This window comes from Granulicella pectinivorans, from assembly GCF_900114625.1.
In the GTDB taxonomy this organism is placed as follows: Bacteria; Acidobacteriota; Terriglobia; order Terriglobales; family Acidobacteriaceae; genus Edaphobacter; species Edaphobacter pectinivorans.
This window is the reverse complement of the sequence record NZ_FOZL01000001.1, coordinates 2047814-2071300: the sequence shown is the minus strand read 5'-3', so window position 1 is coordinate 2071300 and position 23487 is coordinate 2047814. Positions and strand designations below refer to the sequence as shown.

General features: G+C 62.6%; 22 protein-coding genes. 13 read left to right on the top strand and 9 right to left on the bottom strand.

Translation table 11 applies throughout. The annotated features are described in order from the left end of the window. Window positions 1–28: 28 nt before the first annotated feature. From BM400_RS08325 to BM400_RS08315, 3 genes are all read right to left on the bottom strand, one after another. Window positions 29–811 carry a CheR family methyltransferase gene (locus BM400_RS08325; protein ID WP_089838389.1) on the bottom strand — a complete coding sequence of 261 codons (783 nt, stop codon included), beginning with the start codon at window positions 809–811 and terminating at the stop codon, window positions 29–31. Window positions 812–957: 146 nt separating this feature from the next. Next, window positions 958–1587, bottom strand: a complete 630-nt coding sequence (udk, locus tag BM400_RS08320; protein ID WP_089838387.1) for a uridine kinase — start codon at window positions 1585–1587, stop codon at window positions 958–960. A gap of 50 nt (window positions 1588–1637) precedes the next feature. Next, entirely contained in the window at window positions 1638–2519 is an 882-nt protein-coding gene (locus BM400_RS08315) for a purine-nucleoside phosphorylase (RefSeq protein ID WP_089838385.1), read from the bottom strand. Between the two features lie 198 nt (window positions 2520–2717). Here BM400_RS08315 and BM400_RS08310 point away from each other — a divergent pair, with 198 nt between their 5' ends. The 4 genes from BM400_RS08310 (at window position 2718) to BM400_RS08295 (ending at window position 8012) form a co-directional block, all read left to right on the top strand. Next, on the top strand, window positions 2718–3470 hold the full coding sequence (locus BM400_RS08310; protein WP_089838383.1) for a Crp/Fnr family transcriptional regulator: 753 nt from the start codon (window positions 2718–2720) through the stop codon (window positions 3468–3470). A gap of 78 nt (window positions 3471–3548) precedes the next feature. Beyond that, entirely contained in the window at window positions 3549–4190 is a 642-nt protein-coding gene (locus tag BM400_RS08305; RefSeq protein WP_089838380.1) for a response regulator, read from the top strand. An 87-nt stretch (window positions 4191–4277) separates the two neighbouring features. Further along, on the top strand, window positions 4278–6194 hold the full coding sequence (locus BM400_RS08300; protein ID WP_089838377.1) for a CocE/NonD family hydrolase: 1917 nt from the start codon (window positions 4278–4280) through the stop codon (window positions 6192–6194). A gap of 21 nt (window positions 6195–6215) precedes the next feature. Continuing rightward, on the top strand, window positions 6216–8012 hold the full coding sequence (locus tag BM400_RS08295; RefSeq protein ID WP_089838375.1) for an amidase: 1797 nt from the start codon (window positions 6216–6218) through the stop codon (window positions 8010–8012). Here the strand turns inward: BM400_RS08295 and BM400_RS08290 are convergent. From BM400_RS08290 to BM400_RS08280, 3 genes are all read right to left on the bottom strand, one after another. Continuing rightward, entirely contained in the window at window positions 8009–9289 is a 1281-nt protein-coding gene (locus BM400_RS08290; RefSeq protein ID WP_089838373.1) for an amidohydrolase family protein, read from the bottom strand. The genes BM400_RS08295 and BM400_RS08290 overlap by 4 nt on opposite strands. Before the next feature lie 252 nt (window positions 9290–9541). Continuing rightward, window positions 9542–10780 carry a NupC/NupG family nucleoside CNT transporter gene (locus tag BM400_RS08285; RefSeq protein WP_089838372.1) on the bottom strand — a complete coding sequence of 413 codons (1239 nt, stop codon included), beginning with the start codon at window positions 10778–10780 and terminating at the stop codon, window positions 9542–9544. 100 nt (window positions 10781–10880) lie between these two features. Beyond that, window positions 10881–11396: a DUF2062 domain-containing protein gene (locus tag BM400_RS08280; protein ID WP_245781752.1), complete on the bottom strand. Its 516-nt coding sequence runs from the start codon at window positions 11394–11396 to the stop codon at window positions 10881–10883. Window positions 11397–11467: 71 nt separating this feature from the next. Between BM400_RS08280 and BM400_RS08275 the strand changes: the two genes are divergently transcribed. The 3 genes from BM400_RS08275 (at window position 11468) to BM400_RS08265 (ending at window position 14128) form a co-directional block, all read left to right on the top strand. Beyond that, window positions 11468–12268 (top strand): lysophospholipid acyltransferase family protein, encoded by an 801-nt coding sequence (locus BM400_RS08275; RefSeq protein WP_245781975.1) that lies wholly within the window; start codon window positions 11468–11470, stop codon window positions 12266–12268. A 70-nt stretch (window positions 12269–12338) separates the two neighbouring features. Continuing rightward, complete coding sequence (locus tag BM400_RS08270; RefSeq protein ID WP_089838367.1) at window positions 12339–12782, top strand: cytidine deaminase; 444 nt, start codon at window positions 12339–12341, stop codon at window positions 12780–12782. Beyond that, window positions 12779–14128, top strand: a complete 1350-nt coding sequence (locus BM400_RS08265) for a thymidine phosphorylase (RefSeq protein WP_245781751.1) — start codon at window positions 12779–12781, stop codon at window positions 14126–14128. The genes BM400_RS08270 and BM400_RS08265 overlap by 4 nt, the downstream gene beginning before the upstream one ends. A 15-nt stretch (window positions 14129–14143) precedes the next feature. On the opposite strand, the gene BM400_RS08260 is transcribed toward BM400_RS08265, so the two are convergent. From BM400_RS08260 to BM400_RS08250, 3 genes are all read right to left on the bottom strand, one after another. Continuing rightward, window positions 14144–15472, bottom strand: coding sequence for a hypothetical protein (locus tag BM400_RS08260; protein ID WP_089838365.1), 1329 nt, complete (start codon window positions 15470–15472; stop codon window positions 14144–14146). 196 nt (window positions 15473–15668) lie between these two features. Then, complete coding sequence (locus BM400_RS08255; protein ID WP_089838364.1) at window positions 15669–16601, bottom strand: phospholipase C/P1 nuclease family protein; 933 nt, start codon at window positions 16599–16601, stop codon at window positions 15669–15671. Window positions 16602–16690: 89 nt separating this feature from the next. Further along, window positions 16691–18001 (bottom strand): nicotinate phosphoribosyltransferase, encoded by a 1311-nt coding sequence (locus tag BM400_RS08250; RefSeq protein WP_089838362.1) that lies wholly within the window; start codon window positions 17999–18001, stop codon window positions 16691–16693. Between the two features lie 143 nt (window positions 18002–18144). Here BM400_RS08250 and BM400_RS08245 point away from each other — a divergent pair, with 143 nt between their 5' ends. The 6 genes from BM400_RS08245 to BM400_RS08220 all read left to right on the top strand — a co-directional run bounded on the left by BM400_RS08245 (window position 18145) and on the right by BM400_RS08220 (window position 23477). Then, complete coding sequence (locus tag BM400_RS08245) at window positions 18145–18576, top strand: hypothetical protein (RefSeq protein WP_089838360.1); 432 nt, start codon at window positions 18145–18147, stop codon at window positions 18574–18576. Window positions 18577–18650: 74 nt separating this feature from the next. Next, window positions 18651–19046, top strand: a complete 396-nt coding sequence (locus BM400_RS08240; protein ID WP_141223851.1) for a hypothetical protein — start codon at window positions 18651–18653, stop codon at window positions 19044–19046. Next, the gene (locus tag BM400_RS08235) at window positions 19043–19234 is read left to right on the top strand and encodes a helix-turn-helix transcriptional regulator (protein ID WP_089838357.1); all 192 of its coding nucleotides are present in this window, start codon (window positions 19043–19045) and stop codon (window positions 19232–19234) included. Before BM400_RS08240 ends, BM400_RS08235 begins: the two co-directional genes overlap by 4 nt. A 2-nt stretch (window positions 19235–19236) precedes the next feature. Continuing rightward, window positions 19237–20103 carry an alpha/beta fold hydrolase gene (locus tag BM400_RS08230; protein WP_089838355.1) on the top strand — a complete coding sequence of 289 codons (867 nt, stop codon included), beginning with the start codon at window positions 19237–19239 and terminating at the stop codon, window positions 20101–20103. Between the two features lie 241 nt (window positions 20104–20344). Then, window positions 20345–21421 (top strand): 1,9-bis(guanidino)-5-aza-nonane synthase, encoded by a 1077-nt coding sequence (locus tag BM400_RS08225; RefSeq protein ID WP_089838353.1) that lies wholly within the window; start codon window positions 20345–20347, stop codon window positions 21419–21421. 148 nt (window positions 21422–21569) lie between these two features. Continuing rightward, on the top strand, window positions 21570–23477 hold the full coding sequence (locus tag BM400_RS08220) for an ATP-binding response regulator (RefSeq protein WP_245781750.1): 1908 nt from the start codon (window positions 21570–21572) through the stop codon (window positions 23475–23477). Window positions 23478–23487: the final 10 nt, after the last annotated feature.

The following is a 23487-nucleotide window of genomic DNA, read 5'->3' as shown; positions in this document are numbered from 1 at the left end:
GAGGAGGGCATCCGTTTTGGTGGGAATCTTAGATAGCAGGGCGGTAGAGGTAGGTGCCTTCGATGGTTTGTGCGTGGAAGAGAGGGGTGGAGTCTTCGGCTTGTTCCGACGCTCCCAGGATGAGGTAGCCGTCGGGGGCGAGATGACGGTGCATATTGGCGAGCACGTTGGTCCGGTCGGCGGGAGTGAGGTAGAGGAGGACGTTGCGGAGAAGGATGAGGTCGAAGCGCGGCAGGGGAGGCAGAGGGGCACAGAGGTTGGCGCAGCGGAAGTCGCAGAGATCGGCGATGCGGGGATGGACGGTCCACTCGTTAGCGTGATGGGTGAAGTAACGGTCGAGGATGCGAGAAACGAGGCCGCGGTGAACCTCGTTCGCGCGGAAGTGGCCGCGCTGGGCGTAGTCGATGGCGTGACGGGAGATGTCGGTGCCGATGATGCGGATGTCCCAGTCGGCGAGTTGCGGGAAGAGATCGGCGAGGAGGATGGCGAGCGAGAAGGCCTCCTGCCCGGTGGAGGCGGCGGCGCTCCAGATGCGGAGGCGGCGGGTGGGCTGACGGAGGCGGATGAGGGTGGGGAGGATTGTGGTGTGGAGAACCTCGAAGAGGCACGCGTCCCGGAAGAAGCTGGTCTCGGAGACGGTCAGCGATTCAGGCGTGGGGCCTGGGAGGACAGCGCGGAGAAGGCTGGCGTGATCGCCGAGGGTGGGGAGTCCGGCTAGACGGGAGATGGGGGTGAGGCGGGTGTCGAAGAGAGGCTGGGTGGGAGGTTCGACCGCGTCGCGTAGACAGGCGTCATCGTGGTCGGACGGCATTCGATTTTTCTCCCCAGGCGATTGTGTCTTCTCAGGGTTTATCGGTGGGGAGGGTGATTTCTTGAGGTCTCACTGCGCGATGCGGCTTTCCTGAATCCTGGGCAGGAGCTCCGGTCGAGAGGACGAGCTTTCCGTTCGGCGAGGATTTATGTGAGCTTGTGGGTGTGGAGGTAGCGGAGGACCTGCTCGACGGACCAGTCGAGGTTGTCGGTGCCTTCGACGGTCAGGCTGGCGTGCTGGGCGGAGGGCAGGACGTAGAGGTCGGCCATGGGTCGGGCGGTGGCGTTGTACTGGTCGATGACGCACGCTTCGGTGCGTCCACGCTCGCGGACATCGCGATGGATGCGGCGGTGAAGGCAGAGATCGTGCGGGGCGTTGACGTAGATGCTGACGTCGTAGAGAGCGCGAAGGCAATCGTAGTGCAGGGCCAGGATGCCTTCGACGAGCAGGACGCGGGTGGGCGTGATGGATTCGGTCCGGTTGGCGACGCGGGTGTGCGTGGCGAAGTCGTAGATGGGTCGCTCGATGGGCTGACCGGCGGCGAGGCTCTGGACGTGCTCGATGAGGAGAGGCTCCTCGATGGAGTCGGGATGGTCGAAGTTCTGGAGGGCGCGTTCGGCGGGAGGGAGATGGGCGAGGTCGCGGTAGTAGAAGTCGAGGGGAAGGAGGGTCGCGTCGAGCTGGCTGGTGAGTTCGCGGGCGAGGGTGGTTTTGCCGGAGCCACTACAACCGGCGATGCCGATGACGAGAGGACGGCTGGGTAGGGTGAGTTGCATGGGTGGTTTGTTGCCCTCTGGTTACAGAGTATCGCCCACACACCCACATCTCAAACGTGAGATGTGGGCATCCGGTCTGGAGACCATGCGGCGTCGATCTGGGGGATGAGCGCGAGAAGGAGTGAGGTGAAGCGGGCTTCGGCTTTGAGGCCGAACTCCATGACCTCTTCGTGGTTGATGGCCTGGTCGAGTACGCCGGCGGCCATGTTGGTGACGAGCGAGAGGCCGAGGACCTGGAGGCCCATGTGACGGGCGATGATGACCTCATGGACGGTGGACATGCCGACGAGGTCGGCACCGAGGGTGCGGAAGGCACGGATCTCAGCGGGAGTCTCGTAGGAGGGGCCGAGAACGGCGAGGTAGACGCCTTCGGGGAGGTCGATTCCCTGCTTCGCGGCTTCCTTCTGAGCGAGTTCGCGCAGGGTCCTGGAGTAGGCGGCGCTCATGTCGAAGAAGCGCTGGGCGGCTCCGGGAACGAGAGCGAAGCGGGGCTCATTGGGGCCGAGGGCGGCGTTGGTTCCGGTGAGGTTGATGTGGTCGGAGAGTGCCACGAGGCCACCCTGGGTGTACGACGTGTTGATGCCGCCGGCGGCGTTGGTGACGATGAGGGACCTGCAGCCGAGTTGGCCGAGGACGCGGGTGGGAAAGGTGACCTCGGGCATGGCGTAGCCTTCATAGGCGTGGACGCGGCCCTGCATGACGGCTACCGGGATGCCCGCGATTGTCCCGATGACGAGCTTGCCGGAGTGTCCGGCGACGGTGGACTGCGGGAAGTGGGGGATGTCGGCGTAGGGGATCGCCGTGGCGTTTTCGACCTGGGAGGCGAAGTTACCGAGGCCGGAGCCGAGGATGATGCCGAGGACCGGGGCGGTCGAGGTCTGGGACTTGATGTAAGCGGTGGCGAATTGGGCGCGTGCGTAGAGGTCGGTCATTTTGGTTGCTCTGATTGTAAGCGGTTGCGCTGGGAGCCTCGCGCATCGACGCGTACGGTTCAGCGAAGTCTTCCACTATGTGCAGAATTGCTCAGTCTGGGTGAGTTTTAAATGTCATGCTGCTTACATATAGCATTCTCGATCTTTGGAGATGCGTTCTCCGCTGCCCTACGAACTCTGGAAAGAGGCACAGCAACGATGAACGGGGCCCGGGAAATGAAGTTCGATCCAGCCGATTTCCTCACGAAGGTGGGGTTGGGGCGAAGACTTGTCCAAGTTAAGGCCAAGCATGCCTTTTTCGTGCAGGGTGCGCCGGCAGACTGCGTGTTTTACCTGCAAAGTGGACGAGCCAAGTTGACGGTGGTGTCGAAGAACGGCAAAGAGGCGACGATTACTTTGCTGACTGCCGGGGAGTTTGTAGGCGAGGAATCGATAGCCGGAGCGGCGGGCTTGCGGATGGCCTCGGCGACGGCGATTACGGCCTGCCTGGCGATGAAGATCGAACGCGACGAGATGATCCGGATGCTGCATGCGGAGCACGCGTTCTCGGATCTTTTTCTGAAGTTTCTGCTGCAGCGCAGCATGCGGACGCAGGCGGACCTGATCGACCAGTTGTTCAACTCGAGCGAGAAGAGACTGGCGCGGATTTTGCTATTGATGGCGGAGTTCGGCAAGGTGGGTGAGCCGGAGACATTGATTCCGCAGATTACGCAGGAGACGCTGGCCGAGATGATCGGCACGACGCGGTCGCGGGTGAGCTTTTTTATGAACCGGTTCCGGAAGCTTGGGTTCATTGAGTACAACGGCAGGATCCGGGTGCATAAGTCGCTGTTGAATGTAATCCTGCATGACCAACTGCCAGAGCAGGGGAACGCGTCGCGTCCCACTCTTACAGAAGAAAATGAGCCGGTGAAGTCGGTGCGACGTGCGAAGAAAGTGCTTCTATCCTGAGCAATTTGGGGCATACAAGGGTTTTTGTGCATGGAAGACTGAGTTGGTCATGATAAACCTTTGTGCCGGGGGATCCCGATGCCGATAGCGAAGAAAAGAGTTTTGATCGTCGACGATGAACCCGCAACGCGGCTTCTGCTCGGGCAGATCTTTAGCGGCATGGGGCACGACGTGGCGGTCGCGGAGGACGGATTTACTGCGCTCGAAGCGATCCGGCAAGCAGAACCGGACCTGATTCTTTCCGACTTGAATATGCCTGGGATGTCAGGTTTTGAGCTTTTGTCGGTGGTACGGCGACGGCTGCCGTCGATTTATGTGATTGCTTCGAGCGGAGCGTATACGGGGGACAGCGTGCCGGAGGGCATCTCGGCGGATGCGTTCTACGAAAAGGCGACGACGCTGAAGGCTTTGTTCGAGATTGTAAAGGGGGCACTGGGAACGGAGGCTAGAAAGACGAGGCGTATCGGGTCCGAGGTCCCTGTCTGGCTGACGATGGAGGAGGGGCATTCGGCGGATAAAGAGTACTTCGTGATCTCGTGCACGGAGTGCCTACGGACGTTCTCGCATGTGCATGAGAAGGTCTTTGGCGTGGTCCACCATGCGGATTGCGTGCATTGCAAATCGCCAACGCCGTACGCGGTGGTGCGGCTTCTGGCCAAGGTGAATGAGCAGGCCTACCAGATGGAGTTGGATACAGCGGGACGCAGCCTGAGGGCCTAAGACGTTTGTACTGCCGAACGATCGCCCTGCACAGGCGGCGTTTCACCCGATTCTCGGAGTATGTTAAAGCCACGAGGTTTCCCCCTTATGGCTTTGCGCACCCTGTTTCTTGGCTGCCTGCTGGTTTCTCCGGCTGGCTTGATGGCACAGAAGTACCCGGCGATGCCTTCGGAGATGCCGTCCGAAGTGAAGATTCCGGCGGACGCGGCGGACTACACGCGGCGCGTGGTGATGATTCCGATGAGGGACGGGGTGAAGCTGAACACCGTGATCCTGGTGCCGAAGGGGGCAAAGGGCGCGGGGATTCTGCTGACTCGGACGCCTTATAGCGCGGTGGCGCTGACGACGAACAGCCTGAGTTCTCATCTTGGATCGTCGCTGTACGGGTATGACAATGCGACGGACGTGATTGTCGATGGCGGGTACATCCGGGTGGTGCAGGATGTCCGCGGCAAGTACGGGTCGGAGGGCGACTATGTGATGAACCGGCCGTTCAAGGGGCCGCTGAATCCCACGCCGGTGGACCACGCCACCGACACGTACGACACGATCGACTGGCTGGTGAAGCATGTGCCGGAGTCGAATGGAAGAGTCGGCATTATCGGGATCTCGTACGACGGGTTTACGTCGCTGGCGGCTCTGGTGCATCCGCACCCGGCGCTGAAGGTAGCGGTGCCGATGAATCCGATGGTCGATGGCTGGAAGGGCGACGACTGGTTCCATAACGGGGCGTTCCGGCAGCAGAACATGAGCTACATCTACGAGCAGGATGGTACGCGCGCGAACGATGCGCGGTGGTGGACCTCGACCTTCGACGACTACGACATGTTCATGCGCGCTGGGAGCGCGGGGGCGCTGGGACGCGAGCGCGGGCTGGAGCAGATGGGCTTCTGGAGGAAGATACTGGCGCACCCGGCGTATGACAGCTTCTGGCAGGAACAGGCGATGGACCGGATTCTGGGGGCACAGCCGGTGACCGTGCCGACGCTGCTGGTGTCGAGCCTGTGGGACGCAGAGGACATCTATGGGGCGATGGCGGTGTACCGGGCCATCAAGCCGAAGGACACGGCGGGCGATAAGGTGTTTCTGGCAATCGGCCCGTGGCACCATGGCGGGTCGATCGACGAGGGAAGCCAGGTGGGGAATCTGAAGTTTGGGGCGGATAGCTCGTACTACTTCCGGCAACATGTGCTGGGACCGTTTCTGGCGAGGTATCTGAAGGATGAGCCCACCGCTGCGAAGATCGCTCCGGTGACGGCGTTCGAGAGCGGTGCGAATGTGTGGCAGGAGCTTCCGTCGTGGCCGGTGGCGGCTCCTTCGGCGAAGCTTTATCTGCATGCCGGTGGCGGGGCTGGTTTTGAAGCTCCGAAGGCGGGAGACGCGGCGTTCGATGAGTATGTGTCGGACCCGGCCAAGCCTGTGCCATTTCGTGCGAGACCGATTCAGCCGGTGGGGTACGACCATGGGCTGACTTGGCCGGACTGGCTGACGGATGACCAGAGGGAGGCCTCCGGGCGCACGGATGTGGCGGTGTTTACGACCGACGTCCTGACCGCGCCGGTCACGATTGGCGGGGAGCCGATCGCGAATCTGGTGGCCTCGACGAGTGGGACGGATTCGGACTGGGTGGTGAAGCTGATCGATGTCTATCCGGACGAGGTAGCGGGACAGCCGAAGATGGGCGGATACCAGTTGATGATCGCTGCCGACATCTTCCGGGGGCGGTATCGCGAGAGCCTGGAGAAGCCGGCGGCGATTCCGGCGGGCAAGGCGGAGACCTACCGCTTTGCGCTGCCGACGGCAAACCATGTGTTTCTGCCGGGGCACAGGATCATGGTGCAGGTGCAGTCGAGTTGGTTTCCGCTGTATGACCGGAATCCGCAGACCTTCGTGCCGAGCATCTTCGAGGCGAAACCTGGTGATTATCAGAAAGCGACGCAGCGGATTTTTCATGCGGCGGGGGAGGCGAGTTTTATCGAGATGCCAGTGGTGGCGGGGAGATAAGCCTGGGCTAATATCTGGTATATGAAAAAGACGCGGCGGCAGTTTGCGGTAGAGGCTTCTCTGGTGGCGATGGGAGCCCTTGGGATTTCGGGCGAGGCGCAGGTTCCGGCTCCGCAGCAGCCGACTCCGGGAGCGCCACCGGCGTTTGGGACGGCTCCGCCGGTGGGTCCAGAGGTAACGGTGTCCACGTTCGCGGAGGCGGAGAAGCTGATGCAGTCGCCGCTCTCGGCCAAGGACAGGGCGGAGGCAGCGGGCAACTGGCGGCAGTCGATGGCAGCGGTGTACGAGCGGCGGGTTGGGCCGAGGAAGCTGATGCCGCTCGATGGGGAGGCTCCGGCTACGGTCTGGGATCCATCGCTGGGGATGCATGCAGGGGTGGGTGCGGCGAAGTTCGTGCGGAGCGCGGCTTCGGGAGCGGCTCTGCCGAAGGATGATGCGGCGATTGCGTTCTCTACCGTAACGCAGTTGTCGCGATGGATCGAGACGAAGCAGATTACTTCGGAACGGCTGACTCGGATTTATATCGCGCGGTTGAAGAAGTATGACCCCACGCTGCGATGCGTGATTACGCTGTGTGAGGAGCACGCGCTGGCGCAGGCGAAGGCCGCGGACAAGGAGATGGCGGCGGGTAAGTACCGGGGACCGCTGCATGGGATTCCATGGGGCGCGAAGGATTTGCTGGATACGGCGGGGATCAGGACGACGTGGGGAGCGGAGTTTTATCGAGACCGCGTGCCGGCTGTCGACGGTGCGGTGACGAAGAAGCTGAACGATGCCGGCGCGGTGCTGGTGGCGAAGCTGAGCCTGGGCGCGCTGGCGCTGAACGACGTGTGGTTCGGCGGGCAGACGATGAATCCGTGGCTGACCGAGGAGGGTTCGAGCGGGTCGAGCGCGGGGCCGGGGTCGGCGGTGGCGGCGGGGCTGGTGGGGTTTGCGATTGGCTCGGAGACGCAGGGGAGCATCGTGAGTCCGAGCATGCGATGCGGAGTGACGGGCTTCCGGCCGACGTATGGGCAGGTGCCGCGGACGGGCGCGATGGCGTTGAGCTGGACGTGCGACAAGCTGGGACCGATGGCACGCGGGGTCGAGGATACGATGCTGGTGTTGGCAGCGATCAGCGGGGATGACCCGGGCGATACGGCGAGTGCGGCCAAACCGGTGAGGTTCGATGCGGAAGCTTCGCTGGCGGGGCTGAAGGTGGGGTATATCCCTGCGTGGATGAAGGAGGCTCCGGCTACGGATGTGGACAGGGCGGCGCTGGAAGCGGTGACGAAGCTGGGGATGACGGCGGTGCCGGTCTCGCTGCCGGACTGGCCGTATGACTCGCTGAACGTGATCCTGTTTGCGGAGGCGGCGGCGGCATTTGAGGCGGAGACGCTGGACGGGCGACTGGATCAGTTGAGGATGCAGGTGCCGGATGCGTGGCCGAATACGTTTCGACAGGCGCGGTTTTTGAGTGCCGTCGACTTTGTGCAGGCGGACCGGATGCGACGGAAGGTGGCGCTGGAGATCGCGCGGATCTTTAGGGAGGTCGATGTGCTGCTGGTGCCAAGCCTGCGGGATGAGCAGTTGGTGATCTTCAACTTCACGGGACACCCGTCGCTGACGTTGCGGGCGGGGTTTGTGGAGGTGGGCGAGGCCCGGAGCGACTGGGCTCCGGATCCGGCGAGGCCACTTCCGAAGTTCACTCCGAAGCGGCGGGTTCCACATGGCGTGACGGTGGTGGGACGGCTGTTTGAGGATGGGTTGGTGGGGCGGGTCGGGATGGCGATGGAGAAGAAGTTTGGGGTAAGCGGGGAGAGGCCGAGGGGCTTTTAGGGGCGGGTGTACAGGACGCGGCCGGTGCGGATGGTCGTGCGGACGTCGGAGAAGGCCAGTGGATTCTGGGCGGGGTCGGAGCCGAGGACGACCAGGTCGGCAAGCTTGCCGGGGGCGATGGTTCCCTTCTCTGCCTGAACTCCGAAGCGAGCGGCAGGGGCGGTAGTGAGCATGCGGAGGATGTCCTGCGGGGTGAGGCCGGATTGGGTGAGGGCCTGGAACTCGTCCTGGGTGGTGTAGTCGGTCATGTAACCGACGTCGGTGCCGAAGAGGAGCTCACCGTGCAGGGCGTGGAACTGACGGACCTCGGCGTAGATGGGGTCCAGGTAGCGGGGGTTGGTGGTGACGGTGGTGCGGAACATCTTGAGGGTGGGGACCATGGCCATGTGGTGGTCGACGATGGTCTGGAGGAGCGCGGCGGTGACACCGTCGGTGGTGTCGGCTGCGTGGGCGAGGACATCGACACCGGCGTCGCGGGCGATGGTGACGCCCTCGAGATCGGATGGATGGGCGAAGACGAGCTGACCGTGCTGATGAGCGACGGATGCGGCTGCGGAGGCGTTCGCGAGGGGCATGGGTTTCACAATGCCGTGCTCGATGTAGGAGCCGGTGAAGAGCTTGAGGAGGTCGGCTCCGGAGGCGAAGTTGCGCTGCTCATCGCGGGCGGCCTGGGCAGGGGTGTCGGGCTGGGGCATGAGCCGGAGGATGAACCACGGGAGGGTGTCGCGGAGGTAGAAGGGGATGCCGTGCGGCGGGTACTGGGCGGCACCGGCTGTGTAGATATGCGGGCCGAGGAGCGTGCCGGTCTCGATACGGCGGCGCAGCGAAACGGTATCGGCCAGATTGGAGCCGAGATCGGCGACGGTGGTGAAGCCGCGGCTGGTGAGCATGTCGGCGAGCTGGGCGTTGAGGATGGCGGCAGGTTGGTACGCCGCGTTGGACCACTTGCGCTCGGTGAAGTGGACGTGGACGTTCCAGAACCCGGCGGTGACGGTGCAGGCATTGCAGGGGATGAGCTGGGCGTCGGCGGGAATGTTGATGGTATGGCCGACGGCAGCGATGCGGCCGTTGCGGATGAGTATGTTTGCGTGGTCATGCGGGGGTTCGTCAGGGGAGAGGTAGACGCGGGCATCGCGAATGGCGAGGGTTGTGGTGGGGAGTTGGAGGGGCGGGTGGGGGTTGCGGAGGGGATAGACGGCAAGGGCGTAAAAGGCGAGGGCAGCGATGCAGAGGGTGATTGCGAGTGTCTTGAAGAAGATTCTGGCGAAGCGGCGCATGGCAGTCTCCAGGGGGGCACTCTCAGGATGACGGGGAATGGCGGGTTTGGGAAGTGATGGATGTCATCTTCTTCGAAGAAGCAAGGCTAGAGCCACTCTTTCCCAGTTCGTCCACATGAGGAGGACGATGTTGGCTTCGACGGTGTCGCAACTGCGCACCCCGTGACCTGATGGAACAGTGCGCTACCAAGCCGAAACCGCCGCGTGGACTGCTCGAGAGCTGTCATGGGCGTGATTGCAGGACTTCGCCGATTACTTGAGAAGCATGGAGACGATGCTGGCGGACATGAGATTCGCCATCGTTCCGGCGAGCATCGCTCGGAGGCCGAGTTGGGCGAGGTCGTTGCGGCGGTTGGGGACCAAGGCTCCGATGCCACCGATCTGCATGCCGATCGAGCCCACGTTGGCGAAGCCGCAAAGGGCGAAGGTGGCGATCGAGAAGGAGCGTGGATCGAGGGTGGATTTAAGCTTGCCAAGCTCGGCGAAGGCAAGGAACTCGTTGATGATGGTGCGGGTGCCGAGCAGGTTGCCGATGGCCCGACAGTCGTGCCAGGGGATGCCGATGAGCCAGGCGATGGGGGCTCCCACGACGCCGAGAACGTTGTTGAGTGAATGCGGGAACGGGATGTGGCCGTGAGCCCAGGTGAAGTTCGAGATGCCGAGCATGATGGCGTTGAAGAGGCCCACCAACGCGACGAAGCTGATGAGCATAATGGCTACGTTGAAGGCGAGCTGGCCTCCGTCGATGGTGCCGCGTGCGATGGCGGCGATGAAGTTCTCGTTGGCGTGCTCTTCGTTGGGCGGCATCTTGACCGTGCCGGCGGTGGCGGGGACTTCGGTCTCGGGAACGAGCATCTTGGCGACGAGGATGGTGCCGGGAGCGGTCATGATGACGGCCGAAAGCAGGTCTTTCGCGTTGATACCGAAGAGGATGTACGCGGCCATGATGCCGCCCGAAACATGAGCCATGCCGGAGGTCATGATGGTCATGAGCTCGGAGCGGGTGGCTCCGGCGAGGAACGGGCGGATGGTAAGCGGGGCTTCGGTCTGGCCCATGAAGATGCTGGCGGCTACGTTGGTCGATTCCGCTCCGCTGGTGCCCATCGTGCGCTGCATGATGAAGGCGACCACCTTGATGATCTGCTGCATGAGACCGATGTGGTACAGGATGGCGAAGAAGGCACTGACGAAGATGATGGTCGGCAGCACGGCGAAGGCGAAGACCGCCGCCGGGGTGCCGGGGATGCCAAGATAGCCGAAGACGAGGCCGGAGCCGTCGGCGGCGTGGCCCAAGAGGCCGGTGATGAAGTCGGAGACGGACTTCAGGATGACCTGGCCGGTGTTCCACTTGATGACCGCGAAGGCGAAGAGAATCTGCAGGCCAAGACCCCAGGCGATGGTGCGGAGCTTGATGGCGCGGCGGTTCGTCGAGAAGGCGTAGGCGAGACCAAGAAAGGTGATGAGACCTAGAAGTCCGGTGAAACGGGCCAAGGAGTACTCCTTATTCGAAAGACGCAGCCACGTAAAGACGAAGATGTCGTTTCACAGGAGTGTAACGGATGCGACAGGCGAAGCGGGAGATTTGCTTCGGCTATGGCGCAGGGTGGAAGTGGATGCTGGCTTCGAGACGGGCGAGCATGGGGGTGAGGATGAGGACCAGGAGCGGTACGGCGATGACGGAAAAGACCGCCCAGACGATGAGGGCGTGCCACTCCCAGGTCCAGAGGAGACGGGTGGTGTCGATGGGGTGATGGCGCACGGCGGAGAGGAGCGCCTCACGATGGAGGGGCATGTGTCCGGTGTGAAAGACGTGGTTGCCGATGCGGATGAAGACAAAGAACAGGGCGATTTCAAGGGGATACGACAGGTGCGTGGCGAGCTGGGAGGCTACGAGGTTGAGGCGGAAGAGGCCGGCGGCGAGGAGCGAGAGGAGCGTCGTCGAGCCGAGCAGTGGGTTGACGCCGATGGCAAAGCCGACCGCGATGCTCCAGGCGAGCTTGCGCGGGGTGGAGCCGCGACGGAGAAGGTCGACGAGGGGGTGGACGACGCGACGTTGGAAGAGGCTGCCGGTGGGCGGGGTCGATTGCGTCGGGAGGTAATTTGCCACAGAGACAGGATAGACTGCGCGGGAGGGGTTTGCCGTTAAGATGGCGACCGAGGGGGTTCCATTTGTTGCGTGTGACGCGAGGGGTGAGGTTCTTTCGTTCGGCGGGGCGAACCGTGATTTTGCTGGGCATGTTTTTTTATGCGGCCATGGAGCTGATCATCGGCCGGCCAAAGACACGGGTGGAACGGGCGGAGTGGCTGCACCGCTTTTGTGCGCGGGCGATGAAGCGGCTGGGGGTGAAGGTCGATGTGACGGGGCGGCCTCCGGAGCGCGGAGCGGTGATCTCGAACCATCTGAGTTACGTCGATATCGTGACGATGGCGGCGCTGCACCGGGTCGTGTTCTGCTCGAAGGCCGAGATTGAGCACTGGCCGGTGATCGGGTGGATGACGACCATGGCGGGGACCGTGTATGTCGAGCGCGGGCGCGGTGGATCGGCTTTGAAGGCCTCCGCCGGGATGAAGAAAGCTGCCGATGCCGGGTTGCCGGTGGTGTTCTTTCCCGAGGGCACGACATCGAATGGGACAGGTCTGTTGAAATTTCGGTCGGGGCTACTGGCGCAGGCGATGTTGAGCGGCGAGTCCGTGACGGCGGCGTTCATCCGGTTTTCTCTGGACGAGGACAATGGCCCGGATGTGTCGGTTGCGGACGACATCTGCTACTGGGGCGACCGCAATATGCTGGCGCATATCTGGAAGTTTCTGGGGCTGCGTGGGGTGAGGGTCGCGGTAAAGTTTGCCGATGCGCCGATCCAGTTCTCGAGCGATACGCTCCACAGGAAGGCTGCGGCGGCGGAGGCCGAACTGGCGGTGGCGGAGCTGGGTGGGATTAATGTGAAGGTGCTGGAAGAAGCTTTGATGACTTCGGACTAAGGCGTGTCCTCGCGTTGCGAGGGAGCTGCAGCTTGCTACGCGGGGTGGGAAGTTTTACCCTAACAACCTTATGTCGAATAACCATCCAAGCGGGCTGACCCACGGCGAAATCGCCGATCTGCGGGCTGCGGCTGCGCGTGTTGCAGAGAACTCCTATTCGCCCTACAGCCATTTTCGGGTTGGGGCCGCGGTTTTGTTGACGGATGGCACCGTCGTGACGGGCGTGAACGTAGAGAATGCGTCGTACCGGTTGACGACCTGCGCGGAACAGACGGCGATCAGCGCAGCGGTCGCAGCGAAGGGACCGGGGATTCGGCTGAAGGCCGTCGCGGTAGCGAACCTGAATGGCTCGGCGTGCATGCCGTGCGGGGCCTGCCGGCAGACGATTCTGGAGTTCGCGGATGCGAACGTGCCTGTCTTCTATCCGGGCGAGGGTGGGGTGGACGCGGAGTCGACCGTAGCGCGGCTGCTGCCGGCGGCGTTTACGCTGCAGCATCTGGCGGGTGCGGAATGATGCATCCGGGCGTTATTCATCCAATTGACGTAATCCTGCACAAGCGAGATGGGCTGGAGCTTTCGGACGCGGAGATTCAGGGGTTCGTCGACGCGATTGTGCAGCGCACCGAGAAGAATGTACTGGTGACGGATGCGCAGATCGCGGCGTTCCTTATGGCGGTCTTTCAGCGCGGGTTGAGTGCGCGAGAGCTGGCTACGCTGACCAGAGCGATGCGCTACTCGGGTGAGGTATTTGCTCGAACGGGGCCGGGGTTTCGCGTGGACAAGCACTCGACCGGGGGCGTGGGCGACAAGACGAGCCTGCTGATCGCGCCGATCGTGGCGGCGGCGGGGTTGATCGATCCGATGATCTCCGGACGGAGCCTTGGGCATACCGGTGGAACCTTAGACAAGCTGGAGACGATTCCCGGGTTTTCGACGCAGTTTTCGGTAGCCGAGTTTTCGCGGATTCTGGGCGAATGCGGATTCGCCATGGCGGGGCAGACGCCTACGCTGGTGCCGGCGGACCGGATTCTGTATGGGATGCGGGACCATACCGGGACGGTCGAGTCGCCGTTTCTGATTACGGCCAGCATCATGAGCAAGAAGCTGGCGGAGGATCTGGACGGCCTGGTGCTGGATGTGAAGGTGGGGTCGGGGGCGTTTATGCCGACCTATGAGGCCTCAAAGTACCTGGCGGAGCTGATGGTGCAGACCGGGGAGGCCTCGGGGACAAAGACGGTAGCCGTGCTGACGACCATGGACGAGCCGCTGGGTCGGTTTGCGGGGAACTGGGTCGAGGTGTGGGAGTGCGTGGATGTGCTGCAGGGCCGGCGGCACCCGATGAGCCGGGACATGATCGAGCTGTCGCTGGTGCTGGCCGGGTGGATGCTGTTTCTGGGGGGAAAGGCGATGACCCCGGAGGAGGGCTCTGCGCTGGCGGATGAGCTGTTGTCTTCAGGGAGGGCTTATGAGTCGTGGCTCTCGATGGTGAAGGCGCAGGGTGGAGATATTTCGGTGTTTGAGGATCCGGCGGCATTTCATCAACCCAAGGCCCGGCGGGTGCTGAAGGCTTCTGCTTCGGGCTATTTTGCGGGGATCGACTGCCGGGAGGCGGGTTGGGCGGTGCAGCGCCTGGGGGCAGGGCGGGTTGTCCCAGGCGGGCCGGTGAGCACGCATGCGGGGATCGAGATGCATGTGAAGCTGGGAGACACCGTGGTAGCTGGGCAGGATTTGATCACGTTGTTCGCGGAAGAGGAAGCTCTGCTGGCGGAGCCGTTCGGGATGCTGGAGCGCGTGGTGAAGATCTCCGCGGAGAAGCCGGTGGTTTCGGCTCTGGTGCGTGAGGTGGTTCGGAAGGGATAGCGGCAGACCTTCTCGCTAGGGGTGGAAGCTGATCAGTTCGATGACTCGTCTTCCAGCGCGCGCGACGTAGCAGAGCGTGTAGACGGTGCCATCCTCGGCGACGGCGAGGCTCTGGGGCGCGCTGGCGGGTTGGCCGTTCTCCAGCAGGATGAGCCCGTGGTCTTGGTACTTGTGAGCTGCCAAGTCGTAGGTGATGAGGTGGGCACCTTCGCGATGGCCTGGGCCTGAGGCCGGAGTCTTGCCCGGAAGGGGTGCGCCGGTGAGGTAGTAGAGGGTGTGCCCGTCGGCGGCTAGGACGAGACCGAGGTAGCCGTATTCGAACTGATCGAGCATACCGCTGGCCTTCGAGGGCTCGGACGTGAGGCGTTCGAGAAGCTTGAAGGATCCCGCATTGGGATTGATCTGGAAGAGGTAGCCGGAGCGACCGTTGACGCCGTAAATTACATTCTTTGCGGGATCCCAGACGGCTGCCCGCCAGTTGTAGGCCATGCCGTGCTGGGTCGGGTCCAGGGTGCCGAAGTAGTCTTTCTTCAGGGTGATGCCGTCGAGGGTGTCGATGGTCTCGGTATCGTAGTGGTAGCGGTGGATGGCTCCGTCGGGCGTCGAGAAGTAGGCGGTTCCGTCGCGTGGGTCGATGACGATGCGGCGACAGATGGAGCGATAGTCTTTGCCGAGTTCTCCAGTCTCTCCTCCATGAAAGAGAGTTCCGAGATCCTTGATGCCGCTGCGCGTCTTAAGGTCATAGGTGAGGAAGTGACCGGTGGGCCAGGTAATGCCGTACAGGCGCTCGCGCTGTGTGTCTAGGTTCATGGTGATGATGCCCTCGCCGCGGGGCGCGATGCCAAGGTTCTCAAACTTTCCGGTGGCCAGGTCGTAGGAGACAAAGTGGCCGCCGGGGTAGGGCGCATAGCCGTCGGGTGCGTCGGCTGTTCGCTCCACTCCTTCGGCATGCTTGTAGTAGCCAAGGTGAGTGGAAAAGTAAAGCTTTCCCTTATGCTCGACGAAGCTAACGTGGCTCTTGCCTTGGGCGACGGCCTTGGTCTTTCCCTGGCCGACGACGTCGTTGAGGTCGGCAATGTGGGTGACGGCTTTGGTCTTGGGGTTGAACGAGTACATCTGGCCGGCGGAGTTGTACTCCGGCGAAGAGAGCACGTAGTAGACGGTTCCATCGTGGGCGACGGTGATGCCGTTCCAGGCTTCGCCGCCTTTGGAGGCTTCGGGAAGGTGGGAGTTGTAGACCGTCGCGCGGAGGATAGGAGCATCGGCGGCCTGTGCTAGCGTGATGAGGGGCGCACCAAGGGTGACAGCAAGCACGACGGATCGGAAGATCGTAGCGATATTCATGAATCGGTCCTCGTTGAGCAGTCTTCGGAAACAGCAAATCGAACACGATTGGCTCTGTGCGTTGAAGCGAGGCTTCTCTCGAGCGACGCGGACAGCATGGTCTTATGATCCTGAGTAGTGTGTCACAGGGTGGAGCGGCTCGTCGAGCACCACACTCCACCCCCGCCAAGGATGGGGCAAGCGAGCGGGCTACCGGTCACTGGGGGCCCTTGTACTCCTGGACGGGGTCGCCGCTGCGGAGCCAGGCGGTGTAGATGAGGTCGCGGAGCTCGATGGCTCCGGCAGCCAGACGCTCCTCGGTGAAGGCCTTGCCCTCGGCGGTGCCGGCGCCGGTGAAGGCTCCGGCCTTTTCGAGCTGGTAGGTCTTCTCGACGTCGGAGTTGGTGTGGCGGAGGTAGGCGAGGTAGTCGGCCCACTCGTCATTCAGGGCCTTGGGACGGGAGGCGGCGACGAGGGGGGCTACATCGGCGGGTTTGATGTTGGCCGTGACGTAGATGGACTCAAACTGCGCATGGATGGTGTGGGCGGTCGAGTAGCCGTTGGGGTTGGGGCCGGTCCAGCCGTTGTACTGGATGGTGGTGTGGAGGGGTTGGGAGCCGTCGGCGACGTAGTGGCCGAGCCAGCCGGCGTAGAAGAGGATGGCCATCTCGGCGGGGCGGGTGTCCTGGTTGGCGGCGACGAGGCGGCGGTAGTCGCGAAGTGTGGACTTGAGGCGCTCGTAGACCTCCTCGACCTGGTAGGGCTGCATGCCGACCTTCTCCGGGGTGAGGGGGATGTCGGGGTGCGCGGGCTGGGCGGCGGCGAGGGCGCGGATGAAGTCGTAGCGGCGTTTGGGGAGGGCGCCGGCGTAGTCGGCCCACTCCATGTCGATGAAGTGGTCGGGGGACTGGGTGGAGGAGAGCTCCTCCTCGGCGCGGTTCTTCCAGCGGTCCGGCTCTGGGCCGAGGTACTCGATGGTGTCGATGGCCTCGCCGTTGCGGAGGAAGGCGGGGACATCCTGGGGAAGGTAGAGGGCGGCGAGGCGGTTGATCATGAGGTGGCCGTCGCGGCCCCAGCCGTAGGCGGGCTGGAGGGCTAGGAGGGGAAGGAGTGCTGCGGCGGCTAGCTTTGCGCGAAGGTGGGTGGGCATGGAGGAAGTATATTCGCGTCGTTTGGACGACGCGGAAAGGCCACTGCGGATCCCTGTGAAGATGACGAGCAAAGGGCCGGAAGGTCGCGCTAGACCAGAACGGGGGGCCCCTCCACGGATTCGCTCCCGAAGACTCTGCGGTAGCGGGCTACGAGATCGGCGGGGCCGGTGGACTTGTTGGCGTTGTCGGAGAGCTTGACCGCAGGGATGCCGTCCACCGTGATGAGCTTGCAGACGAGGCTGATCGGTTCGAGGTCGTGCTCGTTGCGGGGGTGGCAGTCGCGGAAGTCGTTCGTCAGCAGCGTGCCCCAGCCGGCCGAGAAACGGATGCGTCCGTGGAAGTAGTGATGGAGGTCGATGATCTCGTCGACGTCGAGGCCGTCTGACGCGATGAAGCGTTTCTTGCGGGCGTCGCGGCCGCGGCTGGTGAGCCAGGCACAGTACTCGTCGCCGGCGACGAAGGGGTCTTTGGAGTCGGCGCGCTGGCCGGTCCAGTCGGCGACCCAGTCGGGGGCTCCAGCGAGGAACTGCGTGGAGCCGAAGGTGTCGGGGAGCATGACGAGGAGCTCACCGCCGTAGCTGCGGGCCCATAACTCCAGCACCCGGTACTGGCTGGCGCGTAACTCGTCGTCCGTGCCCTTTGAGGCGAGGGCGGCCAAGGCCATCGGGAGCTCGTGGGCGTTGGTTCCGATGGCTTCGAGATCGTGCTTGTAGGCAAGGAACGTGTTGGACGAACCGGTGAGGGATGCGCCAAGCGTCTTGCGCATGGCCTCGACGACGTACTCCTGCCAGAGGAAGGAGTGGCGGCGGCGGGTGCCGAACTCCGAGATCCGCACCTCCGGGACGACGCGGAGCTTCTCGATCTTGTCCCAAAGGCGGGTCTTGGCGCGCGCGTAGAGAACGTCGAGTTCGAGCTCGGAGAGACGGGCGAGGGCGGAGCGGGTACGCATCTCGGAGACCAGCGCGAGGGCGTAGACCTCCCACATGGTGACCTCGGTCCAAAGGCCGGTGAAGGTAATGTGGAGCTGGCCGTCGGACTCGGTGACGACGTACTCGGAGAGTCGAAAGTCGTTTTCGAGCCAGAGGAGGAAGTCGGGCTCGAAGATGAAGCGGGTGCCGTAGAAGGTGTTGCCGGCGAGCCAGACGAGCTCCGACCGGCGGAAGCGCAGGCCACGCACGTACTCCATCTGGGCGATGAGCGATTCGACCGGCACGTGGTCCGCGAGACGGACGCTGGTGGTCCGGTTCAGGACCGTGCTGGTGACCTGCGTGGCGGGGAAGTTCTTCCAGATGAACTGGAGCATGAGGAGCTTGTAGAAGTCGGTGTCGAGCAGCGAGCGGACGATGGGGTCGAGGCGCCAGTTATGGTTGTGAGCTCGCTCGGCGAAGTTGACGTTCATGCCTCAAGTTTAGCGATAGAGAAAAGATTGTGGGGAAGCGCGGGAAAGGCGGGACAAAGAAGGAAGAAAAATGACAAGGATGCTTGACATCTTCGTCTCATGGGCTGTAAAGTCAGCTTGTCTTTTAGTAAAGGAAACCAACTATGAATTGCTTCCCGAAGAATGTGGCACAGAGGCGGTATTTCTTTCGGTTATGGCCGGCGATGGGGGCTTACGTGGCGTTCTTGTTTCTGGCGATGCTGATCGTAAAGCATGGGCATCCGCATGGCGCACTGGTGGTGTACGGGCTGGCTGTGCTGCCTGCGCTTCCCCTTGTCGCGGTGCTGGTGATCGTGGGGATGTACCTGATGGAGGAGCCGGACGAGTTTGAGCGGACGGTGATGGTGCAGTCCATGCTTTGGGCGATGGGCGGGGTGCTGGCACTGACGACCGTGTGGGGCTTTCTGGAGATGTTCGCCGAGACCTCTCCGCAGCAGGCGATGGCGGTGGGACATCTGCAACCGTTCTGGCTGTTTCCCTTGTTCTGGATGCTGGTGGGGATCTCCACGCCGCTGGTGCGGTGGCGTTACCGGTAGAGCCGTGGCTGTCGCGAAGATGGGGCACCCATGCTGTTTGTTTGGATTCGCGTAAGGAGATGAGTATGCCGTTTATGCCGACGAAGGAAGCGAAGATACGGTACCGGACACGGGCGATTCCGCTGCTGGTGGTGATGATTGGATTGCACTTCGGGGTGCATTGGGTGTTCGACACGAAGCATCCCACGGGAGCGCTGGGTGTTGGGCTGGCCCTTCTTCCTCCGCTGTCGCTGGTGGTGCTTGGAGGCTTGATTGTGCAGTTTTTGAACGCGGACCGGGATGAGGTGCAGATGGCGTACCGGCGGCATGCGGTGGCCTGGGCCACGGGAGGGCTGCTGGCCGTGGCGCTTGTGTGGAACGGGCTGGGTGTGTACGGGTTTGCGTCGGAAGTGGCTCCGGGTATGGCGCTGCCGGTCTTTGTAGGCTTTCTGCTTGTCGCGGGCATTGCGCTGAAGAGGCAGTATCAATGAACAACCGTCTGAAGGTGTTGCGGGCGGAGAGGAACTGGTCGCAGGCGGATCTGGCACAGAAGCTGGAGGTCTCGCGGCAGTCGGTAAACGCGATTGAGACGGGGAAGTTCGATCCGTCGCTGCCGCTTGCGTTCAAGCTGGCGCGGCTCTTCGGAACGACCATTGAAGCGATCTTTTTGGAGGAGTAGGGATGACATTCCGTTCGATGATGGCGATGGTGGTTTTTGGGGCGGCTTCGCTTCCCTGTGCGTTGGCGCAAGCGCCGACACGGTTTACGGTGACGGTCGAGGGGAAAGGTCCGGATGTGGTGCTGCTTCCCGGGCTGGCCAGCTCGCGTGCGGTGTATGACGACGAGGCGAAGCTGCTGACTCCGCATTACACGCTGCACCGGGTGCAGATCAATGGATTTGCGGGCTCTCCGGCGGGGCCGAATGCCGAGGGGCCTTTGCTGATGCCCATCGTCGAAGAGCTGCATGGATACATCGCGGCGAACAAGCTGCATCCAGCGGTGATCGGGCACTCGCTGGGCGGATTGCTGACGCTGATGCTGGCGGCAAAATATCCGGGGGACATAGACAAGATGATGATCGTCGATGCCCTTCCCTTCTACGGACTGGTCTTCAACAAGGACGCCACGGTGGAGATGCTGAAGCCGCAGGTGGATGCGATGGCCGGTCAGATGCTGGCGATGCCGGACGATCAGTTTGCGGCGATCCAGCCGATGGTGGTGAAGACGATGGTGAACTCACCCGAGGGCCAGAAGGCCGTCGCGAAGAGCTCGATTACCTCCGACCGCACGGTGTATGTGCATGCGATGCAAGAGGACATGGCGACGGATGTGCGGCCCAGCCTCGCCTCGATCAAGACGCCGGCCGTGCTGATCTATCCGTTCGACGGTACGGTGGTAAAGGACCCGGCGCCGATCACGGCGGTCTATACGAGCGCTTATGCGACGATGCCGCAGATCCGGTTCGTCAAGGTGGACAACTCGAGGCACTTCATCATGTACGACCAGCCGGCGGTGTTCGATGCCCAGGTGCAGGCGTTTTTGAAGTAGGCGGGGCGACCGCACGCCAGGCGTAGCGAGGATCAAAGAGAGGAAAGACGGATGCGCACAGGCAACAGCGAGAACGGATGCTCGTGTCTTTGTATGTTTTTCTCCGCTTTTTATCCTTTTGATCCTCGTTACGCCTTGCATTTCGTTTCTGGCACCGATTGGGCATCCTCTATGGCACGGGATGTGAATTCTGCGTGAAACCTGCATCCGGCGTGGCTTTCGCGATAAACTGAAAGGCGATATGACTACGAAAAAAGAGCTTCTCTCCGCCCAGATTCAGCACATCGACATCAAGCAGCACAACGTTGTTTCGCTGGTCGATGCCATGGCCTCGATGGCCTTCACCTCACGCGACACGGCGCGCGCCGCTTCGATCTACGACATGATGCTGCGGGATACGGAGTGCGGCGTGATTCTGTGTCTCGCCGGATCCATGGTCTCGTCGGGCATGCAGAAGCTGTTCGTCGACCTGATCCGCAACAACATGGTCGACGCCATCGTCTCCACCGGCGCGAACATCGTGGACCAGGACTTCTTCGAGGCGCTCGGCTACCGGCACTACATCGCCAGCGATGCGTACAAGTACGGCGAGCACGACGGGATGCTGCGCGAGATGAAGATCGACCGCATCTACGACACGTTCATCGATGAAGATGAGCTGCGCGTATGCGACGACGTCATGGCGCAGATCACGGACTCGCTCGAGACGCGTCCGTACAGCTCGCGTGAGTTCATTCGCGAGATGGGTGCTTACCTGGTGAAAAATGGCCGCACCCCCGCCCAGGGCAATAACGATTCGGTCATTCTGGCTGCGTACGAGAAGGGCGTGCCAATCTTCTGCCCGGCCTTCTCGGACTGCTCGGCGGGCTTCGGATTCGTCGCTCACCAGCATGCGCGTCAGGGCAAGCCGATGGTCTCGATCGATACGGCGAAGGACTTCTACGAGTTGACGAAGCTGAAGCTTGAGAACCCGACGACCGGCCTGCTGATGGTTGGCGGCGGCGTGCCGAAGAACTTCGCGCAGGATATCGTGGTGGCGGCTGAGATTCTTCTGGGCGACGATGCGGAAGTCTCGATGCACAAGTACGCGATCCAGATCACGGTTGCGGATTCGCGCGACGGCGCTCTATCGGGCTCGACGCTGAAGGAAGCCAGCTCGTGGGGTAAGGTCGATACGCTCTATGAGCAGATGGTCTACTCCGAGGCGACGCTCGCACTGCCTTTGATCGCAGGGTATGCGTACCACAAGAACGCCTATGCCGAGCGCACCAGCAAGGCGTGGAACGAAGTGCTGGACCGCGCGGCTGTCGCCGTTTAGTTTTTCCTCACCACACAAGCAGGAGCAGGGACCGTGTTATCGAGACGGAACCCTGCTCCTTCTTTTTTTGAGCATCACCGGTTGTCTTCTGCTTTCATGGGTCTAGGTCGTCTTTCACCGGGCTTTCGGGATACCATCACATCAGTTCATGACTCCCCTCCTTCCCATCTCCGTCGTGGCTTTGCTGGGTACGACGGGTGGTTTTGCCTATGGCTGGTCGAAGGAGCGGAGGGCGAACGCGCTGCTGCGGATCGAGTTGGAACAGTCGCAGTCGAAGGTGCGAAGCGATGAGTTGCAGCTCTCGCAACGGTCGCAACTGGACACGATCAAGGACGAGTTTATTTCGACCGTCTCGCATGAGCTGAGGACGCCGCTGACGAGTATTCGAGGGGCGCTCGGGCTTCTGTCGGCTGGATTGATGGGCTCGCTCGATGCGAAGGCGCACAACCTGCTGCGCATTGCGGTTACGAATACGGACCGGCTGATCCGGCTGATCAACGACATCCTGGATCTCGAACGCATGGAGTCGGGCAAGGCTTCGCTGCAGTTGAAGCGCTGTTCGCTGAGCGAACTCGTGCAACAGGCGATGGACACGATGGTGTCGATGGCGGAGGGTGCGGGCGTGAAGCTGGTCTTTGCTCCGGCGGCTCCTGCGCCTCCCCCGGCGGTGCGTCCGGGGTCGGGCGAGCGGCTTGCCGCTGGGGAAAGAGTGGTCGACCGGCGCGGGATGATCGCCGCCGAAAACAGGCGCGAGCCGACCAGACCCGATGACAGGCGTTCCGACGGGCGGCGCGTAGAAGGCGTCGAGCGGAGGAAGAGCCGCGATGGGCTGAGCGGCCCGGTGCCTTTGTTCTTCGATGGAGACTCGGACAGGATCTTGCAGGTGTTGATCAATCTGCTGTCGAACGCGATCAAGTTTTCACCGCCCAACTCAACAGTGACGATTTATCTCGAGGCGGCTCCGGACCTGCTGCATCTGCGGGTGACGGATGAGGGTCGCGGCATTCCAGCAGACAAGCTGGAGACGATCTTCGACCGGTTTCAGCAGGTGGAGGCGACCGACGCCAGGCAGAAGGGCGGCACGGGGCTTGGGCTGGCGATCTGCCGGTCGATTATCCAGCAGCACGGCGGGGCGATCTGGGCGGAGAGAAATCCGGTACGCGGCGTGAGCCTGTGCGTGGACCTGCCACGGATCAACCGCGCGACCGACCAGATTACGCGCTCGACGGTAGATGCGCTGGGGGGCTCGCTCCCGAAGACCGAGGGCTCCGTGCTGGTGTGCGACGACGACCAGGGCATTCGTACCGTGGTGGCCGAGCATCTGCGGAAACAGGGGTACCGGGTGATTGAGGCCTCGAGCGGCGAGGAAACCCTGAAGCTCGCGGAGCAGCAACCACTGGATGCGATCCTGCTTGACCTGTACATGCCCGGCCTGAGCGGTTGGGAGGTGCTGCAGCGGCTGAAGAATACGCCGGCCACGGCGAGTATCCCGGTGGTGATCCTGAGCGTCCTGTCGCCCGCAGAGCGGCCCGGAATCATTGGGGATGCGCAGGGATGGGTGCAGAAGCCGTTCAACGAAAATCTGCTATTTGCAGAGCTGGGTCGCGTACTGCACCCGGATGGCGGCCCCGGACATATCCTTCTGGTGGAAGACGACCATGACCTGGCAAGCATCGTCATCGCGGGCTTTGAAGAGGCGCATGTGCGCATCCAACATGCGGCGACGAGGCAGCAGGCGATGGACCAGTGCAAGCTGGAGAGGCCGGACCTGCTGATCCTGGACCTCACGCTGCCGGATGGCGATGGGTTCTCGCTGGTGGACTGGCTGAGGCAGCAACCGGAGCTGAAGACGCTTCCGCTGGTGGTGTACTCGGGCCGCGAGGTGTCGGAGGGTGAGCGGATGAAGCTGCGGCTTGGGCCGACACAGTTCCTGACCAAGGCGAAGGTGCAGCCGCAGGAGGTAGAGGAGCTGGTGTTGACGATGGTGCATAAGCTGCGTCCTCCTGCGCCGGTTGTTGCGGACGATGCGAAGACTGATGAACTGGGAACGGCTTAACGCGAGGAGG